Here is a 20,341-nt window from a genome sequence, read left to right as displayed (position 1 = left end):
GCCAGCGACTGCGCTTCGCGCAGCCGGTGGCTAACCCACCCTACAAAACGGTTACTCCGCCGCCTCCGCGTAATCGCTCACCGGCGGGCAGGAGCACACCAGGTTGCGGTCGCCATAGACGTTGTCGACGCGCCCGACCGGGCTCCAGTATTTGTCGGTGCGCGAGGTGCCCGCGGGGAAGCAGCCCTCGGCGCGGGTGTAGGCGCGCTTCCAGTCGTCATCCGCGATGTCGTGCACGGTGTGCGGGGCGTGGCGGAGCGGCGACGCCTCGATCTTGAAGCGGCCGGCCTCGACCTCGGCGATTTCCTTCCGGATCGCGATCATGGCATCGCAGAAACGATCGAGCTCCGCCCTGGATTCCGATTCGGTCGGCTCGATCATCAGCGTGCCCGGCACCGGGAAGCTCATGGTCGGCGCGTGGAAGCCGTAATCGATCAGGCGCTTGGCGATGTCGTCGACGGTGACGCCTGAGGTCGTCTTCAGCGCGCGGGGGTCGACGATGCACTCATGCGCGACGCGGCCTTTCTCGTTCTTGTAGAGCACCGGGAAATGCGCATCGAGCCTTGCAGCCACGTAGTTGGCGTTGAGGATCGCGATCTCGGTGGCGCGCTTGAGGCCTTCGCCGCCCATCATCAGGATGTAGATGTAGGAGATGGTGAGGATCGAAGCCGAGCCGAACGGCGCGGCCGAGACCGGCCCCACAGGCGCTTTCCCATCCGTCGCCGGATGACCGGGCAGGAACGGCTTGAGGTGCGCCTTGACGCCGATCGGGCCCATGCCCGGGCCGCCGCCGCCATGCGGGATGCAGAAGGTCTTGTGCAGGTTGAGATGGCTGACATCGGCGCCGTAATCGCCGGGCCTGCTAAGGCCGACCTGCGCGTTGAGGTTGGCGCCGTCGAGATAGACCTGCCCGCCATGGCCATGCACGATCTCGCAGATCTCGCGGATGTGCTCCTCGAACACGCCATGGGTCGAGGGATAGGTGATCATGACCGCGGCGAGGTCGTTCGAATGCTTCTCGGCCTTGGCGCGGAGATCATTGACGTCGACGTCGCCGTTCTTCTCGCAGGCGACCACCACCACGTCCATGCCGACCATCGCGGCCGAGGCCGGGTTGGTGCCGTGCGCGGAGGAGGGGATCAGGCAGATCTTGCGATGCGTCTCGCCACGCGCCGCGTGATAGCCGCGGATCGCGAGCAGCCCGGCATATTCGCCTTGCGCGCCCGAGTTCGGCTGCAGCGAGATCGCGTCATAGCCGGTGATGTCGCACAGCCATTTTTCCAGCCGCGCGAACAGCGCGTAGTAGCCCTTCGCCTGCTCAGGCGGGGCGAACGGATGCAGGCTGCCGAATTCCGGCCAGGTCAGCGGCATCATCTCGGTGGTCGCGTTCAGCTTCATGGTGCACGAGCCGAGCGGGATCATCGCGCGGTCGAGCGCGAGGTCGCGGTCGCTGAGCTTGCGCATGTAGCGCAGCATCTCGGTTTCCGAGCGATGCGCGTGGAAGACGGGGTGGGTGAGGAAAGAGGTCGCACGCTTGAGCGTCTCCGGCAGCGCCTCGCGCGTGGTGGCGTCGATCTCGGCGTATGCAAGCTGCCCGCCGAAGGCGCGCCAGACTGCTTCCACCGTTGCGGGCGTGGTGGTCTCGTCGAGCGCGATCCGCAATGCAGTTTCGCCAGCGCCGAGATTGATCTTCTCGGCCGCCGCGCGCGCCACGATTTCGGTACGCTTCGCCCCTGCATCCACGCTGAGCGTGTCGAAGAAACTGTCGGACTGCAGCGCAAAGCCGAGCTTGCGCAGGCCGGCCGCCAGCACCGCGGCGCGGCGATGCACATTGCGCGCGATCTGCGAAAGGCCTTCGGGGCCGTGATAGACTGCATACATCGAGGCGATCACGGCGAGCAGCACCTGCGCGGTGCAGATGTTGGAGGTCGCCTTCTCGCGGCGGATGTGCTGCTCGCGGGTCTGCAGCGCGAGGCGATAGGCCGGCATTCCGCGCGAATCCACGGAGAGGCCGACGATGCGGCCGGGCAGCGAACGCTTCAGCGCATCGCGCACCGCCATATAGGCTGCGTGCGGCCCGCCATACCCCATCGGCACGCCAAAACGTTGCGCCGAGCCGATGGCGATGTCCGCGCCGAGCTCGCCGGGCGAGGCGAGCAGTGTCAGCGCCAGCAGATCGGCGGCAATGATCGCGAGTGCGCCCTTGGCCTTCAGGCTGGCGATCGCGGGCCTGAGGTCGCGCACAGCGCCTGAACTGCCCGGATATTGCAGCAGCGCGCCAAGCACGTCGGTCTTGTCGAGGTCGGTGAGGGGATCGCCGACGAGCAGGGTCCAGCCCAGCGGCTCCGCGCGGGTGCGCATCACGGCGAGCGTCTGCGGATGCACGTCCTTGTCGACGAAGAAGGCTTTTGCTTCAACTTTCGAGTGCCGCTCCGCGAGCGCCATCGCTTCGGCGGCAGCGGTGGCTTCGTCGAGCAGCGAGGCGTTGGCGACGTCGAGCCCGGTGAGATCGCAGATCATGGTCTGGAAGTTGAGCAGCGCCTCGAGCCGGCCCTGGCTGATTTCAGGCTGGTAGGGCGTGTACGCCGTGTACCAGGCCGGGTTCTCCAAAATGTTGCGCTGGATCACCGCGGGCAGGATCGTGCCGGAATAGCCTTGGCCGATCAGCGAGGTGAAGACCTGGTTCTGGGCGGCGAGTTCGGCCATATGCGCGATCGCTTCGGTCTCGCTCAAGGGCTTGCCGAGATCGAGTGGGGCGGTCTGCCGGATCGAGGCCGGCAGCGTCTGCGCCATCAGCGTATCGACGCTGTTCGCGCCGACGGCCTCGAGCATCGCGGTGACGTCGCGCGCGGAGGGGCCGATGTGGCGGCGAACGAAGCTGGTGGTGTCGCCGTTGGATTTGCGGTGCGCGGTCATCATGGGTCCTCGCTTCAGATGTTCTTGTCGCCGTCATGCCCCGCGAAGGCGGGGCATCCAGTAAACGCAGCCGCTTCGGCTAGGGCCGATGGGCCGCGGCGTACTGGATCGTCCGCCTTCGCGGACGATGACACCGAATATGAGGTCAGAGTTCGCATCATCTCACGCGGTGTGGGCCTTGTAGGCGGCTTCGTCCATCAGACCGCCGAGCTCGCTCTTGTCGGCAATCTTGATCTTGAAGAACCAGGCCGCGCCTTGCGCATCCGAGTTCACCAGTGCGGGCTCGGCGGCGAGCGCGGCGTTGGTCTCGAGCACTTCGCCCGTCACCGGCGCGTAGACGTCCGATGCGGCCTTCACCGATTCCACGACCGCGGCGGGTTCGGCCTTCTTCAGCGTGCGGCCGAGATTGGGCAATTCGACGAACACGACGTCGCCGAGCTGCGATTGCGCGTAGTCGGTGATGCCGACGGTGGCGACATCGCCGTCGATCGCGAGCCATTCGTGGTCGGAGGTGTACAGCGTCGTGGTCATTTTCTCGGTCCTCAGCGTTTGTAGGTGTTTTTCACGAAGGGCATGGCGGCGATTTGCACGGCCAGGCGTTGGCCGCGCACCTCGGCGAAGAGTTTTGTGTCGATCGCGCTCGATGCGGTGGGCACATAGCCCATCGCGACCGGCGCATTCAGGCTCGGGCCGAAACCGCCCGAGGTGACCTTTCCGATCGGCTCGGCGGAGGTCGCATCCGCAAACAGCAGCGCGCCTTCGCGCACCGGCGCGCGGCCCTCGGTGCGCAGGCCGACGCGGCGGCGGGATGCGCCATGGTCGAAATGGGCGAGAATCTTTGCCGCGCCGGGGAAGCCCCCGCCACGCGCGCCGCCGGTGCGGCGGCTCTTCTGCACCGACCATTCCAGTGCCGCCTCGACCGGCGTGGTCGCGGTGTCGATGTCGTGGCCGTAAAGACAAAGCCCGGCCTCGAGCCGCAGGCTGTCACGGGCGCCGAGCCCGATCGGCATGACGTCAGGATTGTCCAGCAGGGCCTTGGCGAGCCGTTCGGCATCGCCGGCAGGAACCGAAATCTCGAAGCCGTCCTCGCCGGTATAGCCGGAGCGCGAGACGAAGCAGTCGAGGCCGGCAACCTTGTGCGGGCCGGAATCCATGAATTTCATGGCGGGTGCTTCTGCACACAATTTCGTCAGCGCCGATTCCGCCTTCGGCCCCTGCAGCGCGATCAGCGCGCGGTCGGCAAGCGAATCGATCATGCAGTCGTCCGAGAGATTCGCGCGCAGATGCGCCTCGTCCTCGGCCTTGCAGGCGGCGTTGACGACCAGGAAGAGGTGATCGCCGAAATTGGCGACCATCAGATCGTCCAGAATCCCGCCCTCGGCATTGGTGAACTGGGCGTAGCGCTGCCGGCCCGGCGCGATCGCCAAGATATCCTGCGGCACCAGTCGTTCCAGCGCGCGGGCGGCGTCCTCGACCTTGCCGGATTTCGGCCTGAGTGCGATCTGGCCCATGTGGGAGACATCGAACAGGCCGGCTGCGTTGCGGGTATGAAGGTGTTCCTTCAGGACTCCGGCCGGATATTGCACGGGCATGTCATAGCCCGCGAACGGCACCATCTTGCCGCCGAGCGAGACATGCAGGTCGTAAAGGGGGGTGCGTTTCAGGGAGTCTTTGTCGTCGCGCGCAAGCATCGGGGGGCCCTCGGCGGTTCCCCGGGAACGATTTCCCGTGGACACCAGTCGAAGCCCCATCTGTCGCTGTGCCTGAGAGTATTATCCCGTCGGCGGACGCTGTCCGGACCTAAACCCGTCAGCGCCTCTTTCCAGATGCTGTCAAAGCCACGCGGTCCTTTTGCCTGAGAGTTTCCGGGGCGGTTGCTCCTTCGGCGCCGGCTACCAGTGCCGGTCTCTCCCGACGTGGCCGTACGATACAGATAGGTAAAGACCACAGGCCGGCCAAGCCTGTCAACGCGGCATCGGCGGCTTTCCAACGGATTACGCGACTGCGGCAACGCCTTGATCTGGCTGCACAGTTTCTGGACAGCCAAGCTGGCCTTGTCTAAAAGCGCATTGGCCCGCAGATATCAGCCCAAACTTGCGGTTTGGGTGGCTGGAAGGCGGGTGCAAGCACACCCGATTGGATGAACATGAGCGGCGTCAACGAGATCAGGTCGACCTTTCTGAATTTCTTTGCCGAGAACGGCCACGAGATCGTGTCGTCCTCGCCATTGGTGCCGCGCAACGATCCGACGTTGATGTTCACCAATGCCGGCATGGTGCAGTTCAAGAACGTCTTCACCGGCGTCGAGAAGCGGCCCTATCAGCGCGCCACCACCTCGCAGAAATGCGTGCGCGCCGGCGGCAAGCACAATGACCTCGACAATGTCGGCTACACCGCGCGCCATCTCACCTTCTTCGAGATGCTCGGCAACTTCTCCTTCGGCGACTATTTCAAGGAGCGCGCGATCGAGCTGGCCTGGACGCTGATCACGAAGGAGTTCGGGCTCAAGAAAGACAAGCTGCTCGTCACGGTCTACCACACCGACGACGAGGCGGCCGGGCTGTGGAAGAAGATCGCGGGCTTCTCCGAGGACCGCATCATCCGCATCCCGACCTCGGACAATTTCTGGGCGATGGGCGACACCGGCCCGTGCGGGCCGTGCTCGGAGATCTTCATCGATCGCGGCGAGCACATCTGGGGCGGGCCTCCGGGCTCCCCGGAGGAGGATGGCGATCGCTTCCTCGAATTCTGGAATCTCGTCTTCATGCAGTACGAGCAGGTGACGAAGGAGGAACGCGTGGCGCTGCCGCGTCCCTCGATCGACACCGGCATGGGGCTGGAGCGCATGGCCTGCATCATGCAGGGCGTCGACAGCGTGTTCGAGACCGACCTGTTCCGTCATTTGATCGACGCGACGGCGTCTGCGCTCGGAAGCGGACCGGACGAGAAGACCGTGGCCTCGTTCCGCGTCATCGCCGACCATCTGCGTTCGTCGGCCTTCCTCGTCGCCGACGGCGTGCTGCCCTCGAACGAGGGCCGCGGCTATGTGCTGCGCCGGATCATGCGCCGCGCGATGCGCCATGCGCAGCTGCTCGGTGCGCAAGAACCGCTGATGCATCGCCTGGTCTGGGCGCTGGTGCGCGAGATGGGCCAAGCCTATCCGGATCTGATGCGCGCGGAAAATTTGATCGAGGAAACGCTGCGGCTGGAAGAAACCCGCTTCCGCAAGACGCTGACGCGCGGCCTCGCCATTCTCGACGAGAAGAGCGCGTCCTTGAAGAAGGGCGACATGTTCGACGGCGACGTCGCCTTCACGCTGTACGACACTTACGGCTTCCCGCTCGATTTGACGCAGGACGCGCTGAAGTCGCGCGGCATCAGCGTCGACCAGGCTTCCTTCACCGACGCGATGGAGCGTCAGAAGGCCAAGGCGCGCGAGTCCTGGAAGGGGTCGGGCGAAGCGGCTTCCGAGGCGATCTGGTTCCCGCTGCGTGAGAAGCTGGGCGCAACCGAATTCCTGGGTTACGAGACCGAGAGCGCTGAAGGCGTGGTGACTGCGCTGGTCAAGGACGGCAAGGAAGCCACGAGCCTCAAGGCCGGCGAGACGGGCGCGATCGTGCTGAACCAGACGCCGTTCTACGCGGAGTCCGGCGGCCAGGTCGGCGACACCGGCGTATTGACCGGCGAGGGCGGCATCAAATTCCGCGTCACCGACACCCAGAAGAAGCTCGGTGATTTCTTCGTTCACGTCGGCACATTGGAGAGCGGCGAGCTGAAGCTCGGCACCGCGCTGCAGCTCGAAGTGAATCACGGCAGGCGCTTTTCGATCCGCGCGCATCATTCGGCGACCCATCTCATCCACGAGGCGCTGCGCCAGGTGCTCGGCGACCACATCGCCCAGCGCGGCTCGATGGTCGCGCCGGATCGTTTACGTTTTGACTTCGTGCATCCGAAGCCGATCACGGCGGAAGAGCTCGCGCGCGTCGAGGACATCGCCAACGAGGTGGTGCTGGAGAATGACGAAGTCTCGACCCGCGTCATGGGCGTGGACGAGGCCCGTGAGGCCGGCGCACGCGCCCTGTTCGGCGAGAAATATGGCGACGAGGTTCGCGTCGTCTCGATGGGCCGGACCGCGCGCGAGCGCGGCGCCAACGCACTCGGCTGGTCGGTCGAACTTTGCGGCGGCACGCATGTCAGGCGGACCGGCGACATCGGGCTGATCACGCTGACGGGCGAGAGCGCGGTCGCCTCCGGCGTGCGCCGCATCGAGGCGCTGACCGGCAACTACGCGCGAAAACACGCCAACGACACCATGGCGCTGGCGAAGACCGCGGCCCACGAGCTCCGCACCTCGATCGACGACGTCCCGGCGCGCATTGCCGCTCTGATGGAGGAGCGCAAGAAGCTCGAGCGCGAACTCTCCGACGCCCGCAAGAAGCTGGCGATGGGCGGCGGTGCAGCTTCGAGCAACGGCGCGGCCTCAGGTGTGCGCGAAGTCGGCGACGTCAAGCTGATGGCGCGCGCGGTCGAGGGCATCGAGATGAAGGATCTCAAGAGCCTTGCCGACGACGGCAAGAAGCAGATCGGCTCCGGCGTCGTCGCTATCGTCGGCGTCACCGAGGATGGCAAGGCCGGCGTCGTGGTCGGCGTCACCGCGGACCTCACTTCGCGTTTCAATGCGGTCAATCTGGTGAAGGTCGCCTCCGAAGCGCTCGGCGGCAAGGGCGGCGGCGGGCGGCCCGACATGGCGCAGGCCGGCGGCCCTGATGGCGCGAATGCGGCCGCGGCGCTCACGGCGATCGAAAAAGCCATGGCTGAACAAAAATCGGCCGGCGCGTAGGCAGGTGCGCCCCGTTCCGCGAGGAATTGGGCTTCGCGATCCCAATCTGAGGGATCGCCTCTACGAATTGCTGGAGCATGATCCGCTGGCCTACTCGGTCGGGTCGCGCTTCATCCAGCTGATCATCGGCGTCATCGTGCTCGATGTCGCCGCGATGATCCTTGCCTCGGTGCCGGAGCTGGACGCGCAATTCGGCGCGCTGTTTTCGGCGATCACCATCCTGTCCGTGATCGTGTTCGCGCTGGAATATGCGGCGCGGCTGTGGACGGTGGCGGGCCATACCCAGCGCCCGGCGTCCGCGCTGTCCGACCGGCTCAGCTATGTCTTCTCCGCACTCGGCATCATCGATCTGCTCGCGTTCCTGCCGGCTGCGGTCGTGCTCGCTACGGGCCGGCATGCGACGCTGGCAGCGCTCGGCGTGCTGCCGTTCTTCAAGCTGGTGCGCTACTCGCCGGCGATGCGCTCGCTGCTCGCGGCCGTGCACGCGGAGCGGCGGGCGCTGATCGGCTGCATCGTCATCCTGATCGGCGCGGTGCTGACCTTTGCCTCGCTGCTCTATGCCATCGAGCGCGACGTGCAGCCGGACAAGCTCGGCACCATTCCGCAGGCGATGTGGTGGGCGATCGTGACGCTCGGCACCGTCGGTTACGGCGACGTCGTGCCGGTGACGGCGCTCGGAAAGTTCATCTCCGTCTTCACCATCATCAGTGGATTTGCCATGATCGCGCTGCCGGTCGCGATCATCTCGACGGCCTTTGCGGAAGAGGTGAAGCGGCGGGACTTTGTCGTCACCTGGGGCATGCTGGCGCGGGTGCCGCTGTTCTCGCATCTCAGCGCATCCGAGATCGCCGACATCATGCGGCTGCTGCGGGCGCGCACGATCGAGCAGGGCGAGATCCTGGTGCGGCGGGGCGATGCGGCTTCGTCGATGTATTTCATCACCGCCGGCGAGGTCGAGATCGCGCTGCCGAACCAGCAGGTGCGGCTCGCGGATGGCACGTTCTTCGGCGAGATCGCGCTGCTGCATAAGACAAAACGCAGCGGCACGGTGACGGCGACACGCAAGACCCGGCTGCTGGTGCTCGACGCCCAGGACTTTCACGCCCTGATCGAACGCATGCCGACGCTGGCCGCGCACGTCCACAAGACCGCAAAGGCGCGACTGGAGGGCAGCGGTGACCTTGCGGTGGCGGAGCTGGCGCAGGCGGAGCGCGACGGCACCGACCGCTAAGCGCTCAGCCCTTCTTCAGGAAGACGTAGTCGGCTGAATAGGGCGCGCTCTTGAAGTCGCCGGCCTTGTCGCACGCGCCGTCGAGCTTGCCGCCATGGGTGTTGATACGCTGAACCGTGGTAACGGGCGTGAGGACGCCGCTGCCGCGGTGGGCGGTCACTTCCAGCTTCAGCCAGGGAATGTCGGCGGCGGTGGTACCCGGCGCATTGCCGGCGGCCTTGGCGGCTACGGCGCTGCCGTCGGCATGCTCCCAGTTCGGTCCGGCATAGTGACGGCCGATCGTCTTGCCCTCGGACAGCAGCGTCGCGATGGGTTCGCGAAAAGCCCAGGCGAGCTTCCCGTCGCTGCCGGCTTTGCACTCATAGACCTGCGCGCCCTCGGCGTGGACGCTGAGCACGATGCTCTCGCCGGGCGCGGCGATGGCGTCGGGAAGCGGGTCGGCGGCCACAGCCGGTCCAGCGAGCAGCAACAGGCAGGGGACGGCAAGCTTGATCGACATGGTCGCATCTCCGCGCAAAGGTCCAAATAAGCGAACGGGCCGCGTTTGCGACGCGGCCCGTGATGATGTCCGGCCCAGTCGGGCGAAATTGCGGACGGCTTACGCCGCCAGCGCCTTGCCGAGGTTCTCGGCGACCTTGTCGAGGAAGCCGGTGGTCGAGAGCCAGCGCTGGTCGGCGCCAACCAGGAGCGCGAGGTCCTTGGTCATGTAGCCTTCCTCGACGGTGTCGACGCAGACCTTCTCCAGGGTGTTGGCGAACTTGGCGAGCTCGGCATTGTTGTCGAGCTTGGCGCGGTGCGACAGGCCACGGGTCCAGGCGAAGATCGATGCGATCGAGTTGGTCGAGGTCTCCTTGCCCTTCTGATGCTCGCGGTAGTGGCGGGTGACCGTGCCGTGGGCAGCTTCGGCTTCTACCGTCTTGCCGTCGGGGGTGAGGAGAACCGAGGTCATCAGGCCGAGCGAGCCGTAGCCCTGCGCCACCGTGTCGGACTGCACGTCGCCGTCGTAGTTCTTGCAGGCCCAGACATAACCGCCGGACCATTTCAGCGCGGAGGCGACCATGTCGTCGATCAGGCGGTGCTCGTAGGTCAGGCCCTTGGCGTCGAATTCCTTCTTGAACTCGCGCTCGTAGATGTCCTGGAAGATGTCCTTGAACCGACCGTCATAGACCTTCATGATCGTGTTCTTGGTCGAGAGATAGACCGGGTAGTTACGCAGCAGGCCGTAATTCAACGATGCGCGGGCGAAGTCGATGATGGAATCGTCGAGATTGTACATCTGCATCGCGACGCCGGCGCCCGGGGTCTTGAACACTTCTTTCTCGATGACGGTGCCGTCCTCGCCGACGAACTTCATCGTCAGCGTACCCTTGCCCGGGAACTTGATGTCGGTGGCGCGATACTGGTCGCCATAGGCGTGGCGGCCGATGATGATCGGCTTGGTCCAGCCAGGAACCAGGCGCGGCACGTTCTTGCAGATGATCGGCTCGCGGAAGATCACGCCGCCGAGGATGTTGCGGATGGTGCCGTTCGGCGACTTCCACATCTGCTTGAGGTTGAACTCCTTCACCCGCGCTTCGTCCGGGGTGATGGTGGCGCACTTGACGCCCACGCCAACCTTCTTGATCGCCTCGGCGGCGTCGATCGTGACCTGATCGTTGGTGTGGTCGCGGTACTCCATTCCCAGGTCGAAATATTGCAGCTCGACATCCAGGAACGGGTTGATCAGCTTGTCCTTGATGTACTGCCAGATGATCCGGGTCATCTCGTCGCCATCGAGTTCGACGACGGGGTTGGACACCTTGATTTTTGCCATGATCGGGGAAGCCTCTTGGGAACGGCGCTTGTGGCGCGCCACGGGAATATCCGCCGCCTCTTAGCACCGGGACGCGGCCGGCGAAAGCCAAGGGATTATGCACTTTTAGCTCATCCAGCCTCCGCAGATGGGGGGCGGGAGCAGCCCTGCCGCGGGGACCGGGCTGAGGTTTCAGGCGAGATTCAAAAGTCGAATCCAACCCGTTATTTCCCTTGAGAATTTTGTCAGGACAGGCAAACGACAGGCGAACGGGCAGCCGGCCCAAGACCGAAGTCAAGACCAGGTCGGGACCGGCCTTGAATCAGTTCATGAAGAGCGCCTGCCCAAGACCTTGAGAACCAGTGTGAAAGCGAAGCGAGATGTCCGGGACTGACAAGAGCAAAGCGGGCCTTTCCCTCGACGGTCCCATCGTGATCCTGGTCGAGCCGCAGCTGGGCGAAAACATCGGCATGGCCGCGCGCGCCATGGGCAATTTTGCGCTTGGCGCCTTGCGCATCGTCAACCCTCGCGACGGCTGGCCGAACGTCTCCGCCCAGCGCGCCGCCGCCGGCGCCGACCATATTCTGGATAGGGTCGAATTGTTCGACACGGTCGGTGAGGCCGTCGCCGACCTGGACCTGCTGTTCGCCACCACCGCGCGCCCCCATGACCAGGCCAAGCCGGTGGTGGGGCCGGAAGCCGCAGCTAGCGAGATTTCCGGGCACGTCGCGGCCGGCGGCAAGGCCGGTATCCTGTTCGGCCGGGAGCGCTGGGGCCTGACCAATGAGGAGGTCGGGCTCGCCAACCGCATCATTACCTTCCCGGTCAATCCGGGCTTTGCCTCGCTCAACCTCGCCCAAGCGGTGCTGCTGGTCGGCTACGAATGGTTCAAGCGGGCGACCTCCGGCGAGCTGCCGCACGCCATGCCGGAGCGCTCTGAGCGCGCCTCGCAGCACCAGATGCAGGCCTTCTTCGACAATTTGATCCGCGAACTCGACCGGGTCGAATTTCTGCGCCCGGCCGAGAAGCGCGACACCATGCTGGTGAACCTGCGCAACATCTTCACCCGGATGGAGCCGACCAAACAGGACATGCACACCCTCCATGGGGTGGTGATGGCGATCGCGGAAGGGCGCAAGGGCCCGGCCAAAGGCGGCGTGCTCGACGGCGAGCAGGCAACGCGGCTGCGTGCGCTTTTGGCCGAGCACGGTCAGGGCGGCGGCGTCCCAGACAGCGGCTCCACCGTGCGCGGCCTCGCCCGTCTGCTCCGCCGCAACCCAACCGATGCCGAGCGGCTGCTTTGGCAGGCCCTCACACGCGACCGCCGCTTCGCAGGCCAGTTCAAGCGCCAGACTCCTGTGGGGCGGCATATCCCGGACTTCGTCTCGTTCCCGCACCGGATCGCGATCGAACTGGTGAACACGGGCGAGAATGAGACGATCGTCGCGGATCGCGCGTCGCGGCGGGCGTGGCTCGAGGCGCGCGATTATCGCGTGATCGAGATGCGGGCTGCGGACGTGGAGCGGGATCTCGAGGCGGAGCTGGTACGGTTGCAGGGGATGATGGCGGAAACAACATAACTTTGGGCACGCCGCCGGTTTGCGAGCGCTGCAACCGAGGGCTGTGCAAGAGCATGACCGGTTGCTAAAGTCGTCCCCGAGAATTGAGTTGGGGACTGCATGTTCGGAATGACAGGCCGCGCGCTCGTTTGTGCGGCAGCAGGCGTAAGCGCGTTGGCGTTGGCGACCTTGCTCGAAATATCGGGCGCTCGTGCGGAAATGGCCTTGAGCGCCAAGTGCAACGCGGCCGGCAATTTCAGTGTCGATGACCGCATTGCGGGCTGCACTGCCATGATCGAGGCAGCGACCGGTATGCAGCCAGCTGTGATCATGGCGCATTTCCGCCGCGCCATGTTCTACCGCCAGAAGGGCGAGATCGACTTTGCGATCGCGGACTACAATCAGATCATCGAGCGCGATCCGGGCAATCTGAACGCCCGTATCGCGAGGGCGTCTGCGTTTATTCAAAAGCGACAGCCCGAGGCCGCGCTGTCAGATTACGCCAAGGCAATCGAGCTCGATCCGAAGAGTACCTACGCATATATCGGACGTGCTCACGTCTATTCGGCGAGACGCGACTTCGTCCGCGCCATCGCCGACTATGATCAGGCTCTCGTGATCCATCCGGACAATGTCATAGCGTATGTCGAGCGAGGCCTTGCTTACATTCGCAAGGGGGATCCGGATCGGGCCATGGCCGACTGTGATCGAGCGGTCGAGATCAGCCCCCAAACCGGCGGCGGCCAACTGTGCCGGGGTCGGGTTTACTTCGCCAAGGGCAATAGAGAACGTGCATTGGCCGAACTCGATCAAACCGCGCCGATCAGGCCGACGAAGGAGAATTTCTACTACTTCCGAGCCGAGTCCTTCTCTCAGCTGGGCGAACTCGACCGCGCTATCGCCGACTACGACCGGGTCATCGAGCTGAATCCACAAAGCCGGACTGCCTACGGCTGCCGCGGTGTCGTCTATGCTCAAAAGGGCGACTATGATCGCGCCATCGCCGATTACGACCAGGTGATCCGGCTGCTACATCAGGATCAAGGGATCTCGGGTGGTCGGCAGACGCGGATTCAAGGTCAGGCCGGTGACCCCATTTCCACGTCCGTCGCGGGTGAATCAATTGCACTCGCTTCAGGGGACGGCCCTGTGCTCCGCGCTCGCGGGGTAGCCTACTACGCGAAAGGCGATCTTGACCGCGCTATCGCAGATTACGATGAGGCGATTCGCCTAAATCCCAAGGACAAGGATGCAATATCGTCTCGCGGCAACGCGTACAGGGCCAAAGGAGACTTCGACCGCTCGCTTGCGGACTACGATCAACTTGTACGACTCGATGCCAGGGATGCGCGCGCCTACTTTCATCGTGCAAGGGTCTATTGGCAGAGCGCTTCTTTTGCAAAATCGTTGGCTGACCTCGATCAGTCAATCCAGCTCAATCCAAAGGATGCCTATCCGGTTTTATGGCGCGAAATCGTTGCAAAGCGCAGCGACCAACAGAGCCGGCTGAGCGAGGCTGCGAAGCAGCTGGACGCGACGAAATGGCCCGCGCCGATCGTCAATCTCTTTCTCGGCAAGATGACGCCGGAGCAAGTGCTCAGCGCGGCGGACGACGCCGACCCGATGAAGAGAAAGTGGCAGTTCTGCGAGGCAAATTTCTATATTGCCGAGCGCGCACTGAAGGGCGGCTCCAAGGAAGAGGCGCTTAGGCTGTTGGATCAGGCGGCGGCCGATTGCCCGAAGACCTTCATCGAGAAGCAGGCGGCCGACGTTGAGCTCCTTTCGCTGCGAGCGAGCCGCTGACCTCGATCAGGCTTCCTAAGGCGGGCAAAGCGAAGCGTGCCACCATCTCACGTACCGAGACGGAAGTGCTGGGCATGGCGCTGCGCGCCTTCGGCCACCTTACGAAGGACGTCCGAGCTGCACTTCGCGCTGGACCGCAATCCATGTCGCTCGCGCCACCGCCAGCAATCTCCCGGCTTCATCGTGAAGCGCAGCTTCGGCCGCGCGTTTGCGGCCGTCGCGGCCGATGGGCCAGGCCGTGATGATGCAGCGTTCTCCCGGGCGCGGGCGGGCTTCGATCCGTGCTGACATTCGCCCCAGCAGCAGCGGTGCCTTGTCGAAGCCGCCGCTCTGTGGATCGCAATTGCAGGCAAAACCGGTGGGGCAGTCGAGCGCCGACCAGAGGAATTCCGGCGCGACGAGGCCGTCGTCGGCGGCGAGATTCTGATCCGGCGTCCAGCTCGCCGCGAGAACGGCGTTGTGACCACGGAGCGAGCCGGCAAAAATGCGCAAGCCGTCGCCTTTCGCCCTTGCCGGACCGCACACGAAACATGTCGGCAATGGATGCTCGTGCGGCTTGACCGGCGTCAGCAATTCGGCGGCGCAGGCGTCCTCGAAGCTGGCTGTCTCCAGTCGCGAAAGCTCCACGCTTGCCGGCTGCCCGGTCGCGACGATCTTGTTGCCGTCGCGAAGCTCCCATGTGCCGTCGTCGGTTGCGACCGCATCGAGCGGAGTGTCCAGCGGCGGCGGCGCGCGCAGCGTTATCTCCGCGGCGCCGGGAATGTGGCGGGCGAGCCGGCCGCAGACATAGCCGCCGTTGCCGGAGTTCGGAGGACCGCAAAAGCGTTTGTCGATGATGATCTGTGTCATCGGTTTTGTTCTCTCTTTCCGGCTCACCTTACCTGATCTTGAGGACAATTCGCCCCTGAACCGTTCGGTTGGCCACGGCGCGCATGGCTTCTCCGGCCTCCTCCAAACGAAGGACGCGATCGATGTGCGGACGGATTTTTCCCTCGGCCAGCAATTGCATCAGCGTGGCGTTCATACGCGCGGCATCAGCTGAGAATTTCTCCGCCCAGGCGCCGACGAAGACGCCGAGGATGGAATAGTTCTTCAGCAGCGGAAGGTTCATCGGGAGCTGTGGAATTTCGCCGCTGGTGAAGCCGATCGGCATCAGCCGTCCGCCCCATTTCATCGACCGGGCCAACTGCTCGAATATCGCGCCGCCGACATTGTCGAAGCCGATGTCGATCCCTTCGCCACCGGTGATCGCCTTGATCCGGTCGCGCAGATTCTCTGTGCGATAGTTGATGACCTCGCTGGCACCGTAGGCGCGCACCAGGTTCGCCTTGTCATCGGAGCCGATACCGGCGACGACGCGCAGGCCCAGGTGGCGGCCAAGGTCGACCGCGGCAAGGCCAACTCCGCCGGCCGCACCGGTGACGAACAGCGTTTCGTCGCGCTGCGCCCGGGCCCGCTCGACCAGCGCATAATAGGCCGTGCCGTAATTGTGCAGCACCGTCGCCGCGGCTTCGAATGCGACGCCATCCGGCAGTCGCACGGTTTTCGATTCCTTCGCTATCATCCGTTCGGCGTAGCCGCCGGTCCAGGCGCTGCACGCCACGCGGTCGCCAGGCGCGAATCCCGTGACCTTGTCGCCGACCGCGACGACGACACCGGATGCTTCCGTGCCGGGCACGAAGGGCGTCGGCGGCCGCATCTGATAGAGACCCGAGACCACCAATTGGTCCATGAAACTGACCGAGGCCGCATGGACGGCGATCAGAATCTCGTCGCCGGACGGCTTCGGCTCGTCGATTTCACTAAGGCGCAAGTCGCCGGGTCCGGTGAATGAGCTGCATAGAATTGCTCTCATCGTGTCGCTCCAACGGATTGTCTGCATTCGGCAGGTTTGCGTAACGGCGTCGCATATCCCGCGACAAGCTTGACGAAATCTGCCTGTCGCGCTGCACCGGTCTTTTCAAACAGGCGCCGGACATGCGTCTTGATCGTCGTATTGGCGACGCCGAGTGCCGCCGCCACTTCGGGAACGCCGCCGAGTTCGACGATCGCGAGCATCACACGCAGTTCGGCTGGCGTCAGTTTGAACGCGTTACGGAGAGCTTCCGAACGAGGCAATATTGTCAGCGCCGCCTTGCGGACGAACAGTGCGGCAACCGCGCTGCAGGCGGCAGACGCATTGCGGCGCATGCCCGATGTGAGCGACAGGACATGGGCGACGTGGCGTTCTCCGTCCAGCCCGATCATCGAGATCGCGAGTCCGTTGATGCCATGCGCCTGGTCGCCGCGTCCCGCTGCCGCGAAGACTTGCCGCAACGTCTGGCTGACCGTGCTATCGCAGGCCATCAGAACCCCACGGAGCTCGAGGAGGACGTCGCTCGCATCGAGCATGGCCTGCCCGGCGGTATTGGCGTGAATCAGACGTCCGTCTGTGTCGACGAGAAATAGGCTGGCGTCGAGCCCATCGAGGGTATCAGCGAACACGGCGGCGTTTGCTGCCACCTGAACGGGCCCCCGCTCGACCGCAAATGCGCGGCATGGCACTGCGCTCATCGGGGTGCACCAGCGGAGCGAGGGGGCTGGCGCTCGTCCGCCGGGCGGCGCGTGAAGAGACGCGGCACCAGCATCGGAACGCGGTGGCGATATTGCTGATAGGTCATGCCGAACTCGGCGATCAGATCGCGCTCCTCGAACTGCAGGGCGATCAGGATGTAGGCCGTGTTCGCGAGCGCGAACAGCAGATGGCCGGCGGTCATCTCGGGCGTAGCCCAGAACGCGAGCAGGAAACCCAGCATGATTGGGTGCCGCACGATCTTGTAGAGCAGCGGTGTTCTGAACGATTGACCTGGTATCTCGCTCCCGCGGAACGCGACGAAGGCCTGGCGGAGGCCGAACAGATCGAAATGATCGATCATGTGGGTGGAGGCGAACGCGATCAGCCAGCCGAGCCAATGCACGCCGATCAGCAACCAGGCCGCTATTCCGCTCGTTTGCCAGACCGGCGTCGGGATCGGACGCCACTGCCAGAACAGCAACAGCAGGATCAAGCTGGAAAGCAGCACATAGGTGCTGCGCTGGCAGGCCGCGGGGAGGAATTTGGCCGACCATCGTTTGAAGGCCGGCCGCGCCATCACGCTGTGCTGGATCGCAAACAGGCTCATCAGCAGCAGGTTGACGACGACGGCCACGCTCAGGTCCGTCGGGCTGCCGACATCGATCGACTTATCGATCGACATATCTATCGATTTGGGCACGACACAATTGCCGACGAAACCGAGCGCATAGAGAAATGAGACCGTGAAGATGACGTAGCTCACGATGGCGTAGAGCAGGATCAGGAGGCGCGAGATCATGTTTTTTCCTATTGTGCCTAATGCAGCCGTGCCGCATTCAGGAGCCTGAATTGCTCGCCCGCGAGCAGGCTCGATCTGCCCCGACTGCTATTGCCGGACCGTCCCCTGTGCGTCCCCCGGGGGCGCCGCAAGGGGAGGGAGGACTTTCATGACGGCTTTCTCGCTGGGGACATTCGGGTTCCCTGAGGTCCACGCCGGCGGCCGCCCGATCAAGTTGGCCTTGCGCAAGGGCCTCGCGCTGCTGATCTATCTCGCGGAGGCCAAGGGCGCTGTGGCCCGCGAAATCGTGGCGACGCTGCTGTGGCCTGAAACTGACCGCGAGACCGGCCTTGCGCGGTTGCGGCGGCTGCTTCACCGAATCGAGCTGACGCTCGGTCAGCAGGTGTTCGAGACCGACCGCACCAGTCTGCGATGGTCTCCGGCAGTCGCGCTGCAGGTCGATGCACATTTTTTCGAGAGCGCCTGCGATCGCGGTGACTTTGACGAAGCCTGCCAGACTTATCGGGGAGATTTCCTCGCAGGCTTCTCGCCGGAGGGCTGTCCGGAATTCGACGACTGGGCGTTCTTCCGCCGCGAGGCGCTGCGGGGACGGCTGATGCACGCGCTGGAGCGTCTGGTGCAGGACAAGACCGCTGCCGGAGACTACTTCGCCGCGACCGCGCATGCGACCCGTCTGGCCGAGCTCGATCCTTTGAGCGAGGTCTATGGCCGGCATCTGATCCGCAGCCTGCTGCTGGCGGGCGACCGCAGCGCGGCAGAGCGGCACCATGCGGCACTGACGCGGCGGCTGCGTGACGAGCTTGGTGTTACGCCGGAAGCCGAGACCGCGGCGTTGATGAGTCCTGCGGCGGCACACTCCGTACCAGCGACGCGCTACGTCAAGGGCGCCGGTGTGCATCTGGCGTATCAGACCTATGGCAGCGGTCCGCTCGACATCCTGGTCATGCCCGGCTTCGTATCGCATGTGGAACGCGCCTGGGAGCATCCGGCGAGCCGAACCTTTCTGGCCTCACTGACGAAGCTGGGGCGTCTGATCGTGTTCGATCGTCGCGGGATCGGGTTGTCCGACCGGGTTGGGTCGGCGCCTGATATCGACGTCACCGCGGAGGATATCGGCACCGTGCTGCGCGCCGCGGATGCGCGCCGCGTCGTGCTGTTCGGCGCATCCGAGTGCGGGCCGGCCTGCATCAAATTCGCCGTCGACGAGCCGCGTCTCGTGGCCGGACTCATCCTGTTCGGTGCATTGGCCAAGGGCTGCTGGTCGCAGGACTATCCGCACGCGTTGCGCGCCAGCCAGTACGACGCCTGGAGCAAGCACCTCATCGCGCAATGGGGAGGTCCGGTGGGGATTGAGACCTTCGCACCCAGCCTTGCCGGCGATCCCCAGGCCCGCGCATGGTGGGCGGGGCTATTGCGCGCGGCCTCCAGTCCCGGCGGCATCTCGGCCGTGCTCGAGGCGTTTCGCGACGCCGACGTGCGGCAGCTTTTGCCGCAAATTGCCATGCCGACATTGGTGTTGCATCGTCGGGACGACAAGGCCGTACGGATCGCGGCCGGCCGCGATGTGGCGAGCCGGATCAAAGGTGCGCAATTCGTCGAGCTCGACGGCAACGATCACTGGTTCTTCGCGGGCGATCAGCAGCCGGTGCTCGATGCGATCAGGGGATTTACGGAAGCATTGCCGAGGCGATGAGGCGAGGCACGTAAATCCGTAGCCCCGGTCATTGGCACGTTTCGTGCCTGCCAAAGTGGCACAAAAAAGCGTCGCGTCTATCCGCTGCCTCGAGGAAATGAGCCGGCGCGACATAGTCTTAGCCAAGGAGACCCTGACATGAAACGCGAAGACCTCACCGAGAAGCTGCTCGACATCAAGCGCGAGAAGGGCTGGAGCTGGAAATATATCTGCGAGAAGATCGGCGGCTATTCCGAGGTGCTGATAACAGGCGCGATCCTCGGCCAGATGAAACTGACGAAGCCGCAGGCGGCCAACGCCGGCGAACTGTTCGGCCTGTCGAAGGCGGAGACCGCCATGCTGAACGAGGTGCCGATGCGCGGCACCGGCACGCCGATGCCGCCGACCGACCCGCTGATCTACCGCTTCTACGAGATGGTGATGGTCAACGGCCCGGCCTGGAAGGCGCTGATCGAGGAGGAGTTCGGCGACGGCATCATGTCGGCGATCGACTTCGACATGGCGATCGAGCGCGTGGCGAATCCGAAGGGCGACCGCGTCAAGTTCACGATGAGCGGCAAATTCCTGCCGTACAAATATTACGGCGCCAGCGGCAACGTGCCGGAATATGGGTTCAAGGAGGGATAGCTGGTTGGCATTCCGGGGGCGCGTCGCAGACGTGGCCCCGGAATGATGCTTCGCCTTATTTCCCGGCCTTCACCTCGGCCGCCACCACCGCGATCAGCTCGTTCATTTTGGCGCGAATTGCCTGTTCGGTGACGGCCACGTTCTTGGCGGCGAAATCGGCCATGACCTTGCGCAGGACGTCGGCGTCACCGGCTTCCTCGAAATCGGCCGCGACCACCTCCTTGGCATAGGCCGTGGCGGCATCACCCGTGATGCCGAGCTTTTCGGCCGCCCACAGCCCGAGCAGCCGGTTGCGGCGGGCTTCCGCCTTGAATTTCTGCTCCTCGTCGAGGGCAAACTTCTTCTCGAAGCCTTCCTCGCGCTTGTCCAACGTGCTCATGCCTTTTCCAATTCCCTGCTGACTGGACCCGGCTGGCCCTCGTTGCGAGAGCCCCGGTGCATGCCTAGATAGGGGGCAGGAATCGGCAAAACAACGAGCCGTTAAGCCGCAGGCAAGGCGGTATAAGTTTGATGCCGGACGGCCGGAT

Annotated in this window: 16 protein-coding genes and 1 riboswitch; of the genes, 6 read left to right on the top strand and 10 right to left on the bottom strand. The window is 64.5% G+C overall.

The genetic code is table 11. From position 1 onward, the window contains the following. Positions 1-51: 51 nt before the first annotated feature. From gcvP to gcvT, 3 genes are all read right to left on the bottom strand, one after another. Positions 52-2,916 (bottom strand): aminomethyl-transferring glycine dehydrogenase, encoded by a 2,865-nt coding sequence (gene gcvP / locus IVB19_RS24010; RefSeq protein ID WP_247821696.1) that lies wholly within the window; start codon positions 2,914-2,916, stop codon positions 52-54. A gap of 162 nt (positions 2,917-3,078) precedes the next feature. Further along, positions 3,079-3,447 (bottom strand): glycine cleavage system protein GcvH, encoded by a 369-nt coding sequence (gcvH, locus tag IVB19_RS24005; protein WP_018456370.1) that lies wholly within the window; start codon positions 3,445-3,447, stop codon positions 3,079-3,081. Positions 3,448-3,458: 11 nt separating this feature from the next. After that, a complete protein-coding gene (gcvT, locus tag IVB19_RS24000) occupies positions 3,459-4,607 on the bottom strand; it encodes a glycine cleavage system aminomethyltransferase GcvT (RefSeq protein ID WP_018456369.1) in 1,149 nt (382 codons plus the stop codon). 143 nt (positions 4,608-4,750) lie between these two features. Continuing rightward, positions 4,751-4,840, bottom strand: a riboswitch (glycine riboswitch). A 222-nt stretch (positions 4,841-5,062) separates the two neighbouring features. On the opposite strand from gcvT, the gene alaS reads away from it, so the two are divergent. Both alaS and IVB19_RS23990 read left to right on the top strand, forming a co-directional pair. Then, positions 5,063-7,756, top strand: a complete 2,694-nt coding sequence (gene alaS, locus IVB19_RS23995; protein ID WP_247377908.1) for an alanine--tRNA ligase — start codon at positions 5,063-5,065, stop codon at positions 7,754-7,756. Between the two features lie 4 nt (positions 7,757-7,760). Then, the gene (locus IVB19_RS23990; protein WP_247377906.1) at positions 7,761-8,987 is read left to right on the top strand and encodes a cyclic nucleotide-gated ion channel; all 1,227 of its coding nucleotides are present in this window, start codon (positions 7,761-7,763) and stop codon (positions 8,985-8,987) included. Between the two features lie 4 nt (positions 8,988-8,991). Here the strand turns inward: IVB19_RS23990 and IVB19_RS23985 are convergent, their stop codons facing one another. Together IVB19_RS23985 and IVB19_RS23980 are read right to left on the bottom strand one after the other, a co-directional pair. Beyond that, positions 8,992-9,486 (bottom strand): DUF3455 domain-containing protein, encoded by a 495-nt coding sequence (locus tag IVB19_RS23985; RefSeq protein ID WP_018456366.1) that lies wholly within the window; start codon positions 9,484-9,486, stop codon positions 8,992-8,994. Positions 9,487-9,585: 99 nt separating this feature from the next. Then, on the bottom strand, positions 9,586-10,800 hold the full coding sequence (locus IVB19_RS23980) for an NADP-dependent isocitrate dehydrogenase (protein WP_018456365.1): 1,215 nt from the start codon (positions 10,798-10,800) through the stop codon (positions 9,586-9,588). A 359-nt stretch (positions 10,801-11,159) separates the two neighbouring features. Here IVB19_RS23980 and IVB19_RS23975 point away from each other — a divergent pair, with 359 nt between their 5' ends. Together IVB19_RS23975 and IVB19_RS23970 are read left to right on the top strand one after the other, a co-directional pair. After that, positions 11,160-12,359: a TrmJ/YjtD family RNA methyltransferase gene (locus IVB19_RS23975; RefSeq protein WP_018456363.1), complete on the top strand. Its 1,200-nt coding sequence runs from the start codon at positions 11,160-11,162 to the stop codon at positions 12,357-12,359. A gap of 99 nt (positions 12,360-12,458) precedes the next feature. Further along, positions 12,459-14,141 carry a tetratricopeptide repeat protein gene (locus tag IVB19_RS23970; RefSeq protein WP_247377903.1) on the top strand — a complete coding sequence of 561 codons (1,683 nt, stop codon included), beginning with the start codon at positions 12,459-12,461 and terminating at the stop codon, positions 14,139-14,141. A 99-nt stretch (positions 14,142-14,240) separates the two neighbouring features. On the opposite strand, the gene IVB19_RS23965 is transcribed toward IVB19_RS23970, so the two are convergent. The 4 genes from IVB19_RS23965 to mddA are packed head-to-tail and all read right to left on the bottom strand — an operon-like array spanning position 14,241 to position 17,494. Next, positions 14,241-14,990, bottom strand: a complete 750-nt coding sequence (locus IVB19_RS23965; RefSeq protein WP_018455515.1) for a PaaI family thioesterase — start codon at positions 14,988-14,990, stop codon at positions 14,241-14,243. Positions 14,991-15,018: 28 nt separating this feature from the next. Beyond that, the gene (locus IVB19_RS23960) at positions 15,019-15,996 is read right to left on the bottom strand and encodes an NADPH:quinone oxidoreductase family protein (protein WP_026232965.1); all 978 of its coding nucleotides are present in this window, start codon (positions 15,994-15,996) and stop codon (positions 15,019-15,021) included. Then, complete coding sequence (locus IVB19_RS23955) at positions 15,993-16,694, bottom strand: helix-turn-helix transcriptional regulator (protein ID WP_051112990.1); 702 nt, start codon at positions 16,692-16,694, stop codon at positions 15,993-15,995. The genes IVB19_RS23960 and IVB19_RS23955 overlap by 4 nt, the downstream gene beginning before the upstream one ends. Next, positions 16,691-17,494, bottom strand: a complete 804-nt coding sequence (mddA, locus tag IVB19_RS23950; protein ID WP_018455518.1) for a methanethiol S-methyltransferase — start codon at positions 17,492-17,494, stop codon at positions 16,691-16,693. Before mddA ends, IVB19_RS23955 begins: the two co-directional genes overlap by 4 nt. A gap of 148 nt (positions 17,495-17,642) precedes the next feature. On the opposite strand from mddA, the gene IVB19_RS23945 reads away from it, so the two are divergent. Both IVB19_RS23945 and cynS read left to right on the top strand, forming a co-directional pair. Beyond that, positions 17,643-19,187, top strand: coding sequence for a bifunctional AfsR/SARP family transcriptional regulator/alpha/beta hydrolase (locus IVB19_RS23945; RefSeq protein ID WP_247337328.1), 1,545 nt, complete (start codon positions 17,643-17,645; stop codon positions 19,185-19,187). A gap of 138 nt (positions 19,188-19,325) precedes the next feature. Continuing rightward, entirely contained in the window at positions 19,326-19,814 is a 489-nt protein-coding gene (gene cynS, locus IVB19_RS23940) for a cyanase (RefSeq protein WP_018455520.1), read from the top strand. A gap of 55 nt (positions 19,815-19,869) precedes the next feature. Here cynS and IVB19_RS23935 read toward each other — a convergent pair whose 3' ends face one another. Further along, complete coding sequence (locus IVB19_RS23935) at positions 19,870-20,193, bottom strand: DUF1476 domain-containing protein (RefSeq protein ID WP_247819896.1); 324 nt, start codon at positions 20,191-20,193, stop codon at positions 19,870-19,872. Between the last annotated feature and the right edge of the window lie 148 nt (positions 20,194-20,341).

This window comes from Bradyrhizobium sp. 187, from assembly GCF_023101005.1.
Lineage (GTDB): Bacteria > Pseudomonadota > Alphaproteobacteria > Rhizobiales > Xanthobacteraceae > Bradyrhizobium > Bradyrhizobium canariense_D.
This window is presented reverse-complemented; position numbering and strand designations above follow the sequence as displayed.

Excerpts from the sequence above, each read along its gene's own strand:
- gcvP (WP_247821696.1), bottom strand. The coding sequence starts at position 2,916 with ATGACCGCGCACCGCAAATCCAACGGCGACACCACCAGCTTCGTTCGC.
- IVB19_RS23980 (WP_018456365.1), bottom strand. The coding sequence starts at position 10,800 with ATGGCAAAAATCAAGGTGTCCAACCCCGTCGTCGAACTCGATGGCGAC.
- IVB19_RS23945 (WP_247337328.1), top strand. The coding sequence starts at position 17,643 with ATGACGGCTTTCTCGCTGGGGACATTCGGGTTCCCTGAGGTCCACGCC.
- IVB19_RS23965 (WP_018455515.1), bottom strand. The coding sequence starts at position 14,990 with ATGACACAGATCATCATCGACAAACGCTTTTGCGGTCCTCCGAACTCC.
- gcvH (WP_018456370.1), bottom strand. The coding sequence starts at position 3,447 with ATGACCACGACGCTGTACACCTCCGACCACGAATGGCTCGCGATCGAC.
- IVB19_RS23960 (WP_026232965.1), bottom strand. The coding sequence starts at position 15,996 with ATGAGAGCAATTCTATGCAGCTCATTCACCGGACCCGGCGACTTGCGC.
- mddA (WP_018455518.1), bottom strand. The coding sequence starts at position 17,494 with ATGATCTCGCGCCTCCTGATCCTGCTCTACGCCATCGTGAGCTACGTC.
- cynS (WP_018455520.1), top strand. The coding sequence starts at position 19,326 with ATGAAACGCGAAGACCTCACCGAGAAGCTGCTCGACATCAAGCGCGAG.
- gcvT (WP_018456369.1), bottom strand. The coding sequence starts at position 4,607 with ATGCTTGCGCGCGACGACAAAGACTCCCTGAAACGCACCCCCCTTTAC.
- IVB19_RS23975 (WP_018456363.1), top strand. The coding sequence starts at position 11,160 with ATGTCCGGGACTGACAAGAGCAAAGCGGGCCTTTCCCTCGACGGTCCC.
- IVB19_RS23955 (WP_051112990.1), bottom strand. The coding sequence starts at position 16,694 with ATGAGCGCAGTGCCATGCCGCGCATTTGCGGTCGAGCGGGGGCCCGTT.
- alaS (WP_247377908.1), top strand. The coding sequence starts at position 5,063 with ATGAGCGGCGTCAACGAGATCAGGTCGACCTTTCTGAATTTCTTTGCC.
- IVB19_RS23970 (WP_247377903.1), top strand. The coding sequence starts at position 12,459 with ATGTTCGGAATGACAGGCCGCGCGCTCGTTTGTGCGGCAGCAGGCGTA.
- IVB19_RS23935 (WP_247819896.1), bottom strand. The coding sequence starts at position 20,193 with ATGAGCACGTTGGACAAGCGCGAGGAAGGCTTCGAGAAGAAGTTTGCC.
- IVB19_RS23985 (WP_018456366.1), bottom strand. The coding sequence starts at position 9,486 with ATGTCGATCAAGCTTGCCGTCCCCTGCCTGTTGCTGCTCGCTGGACCG.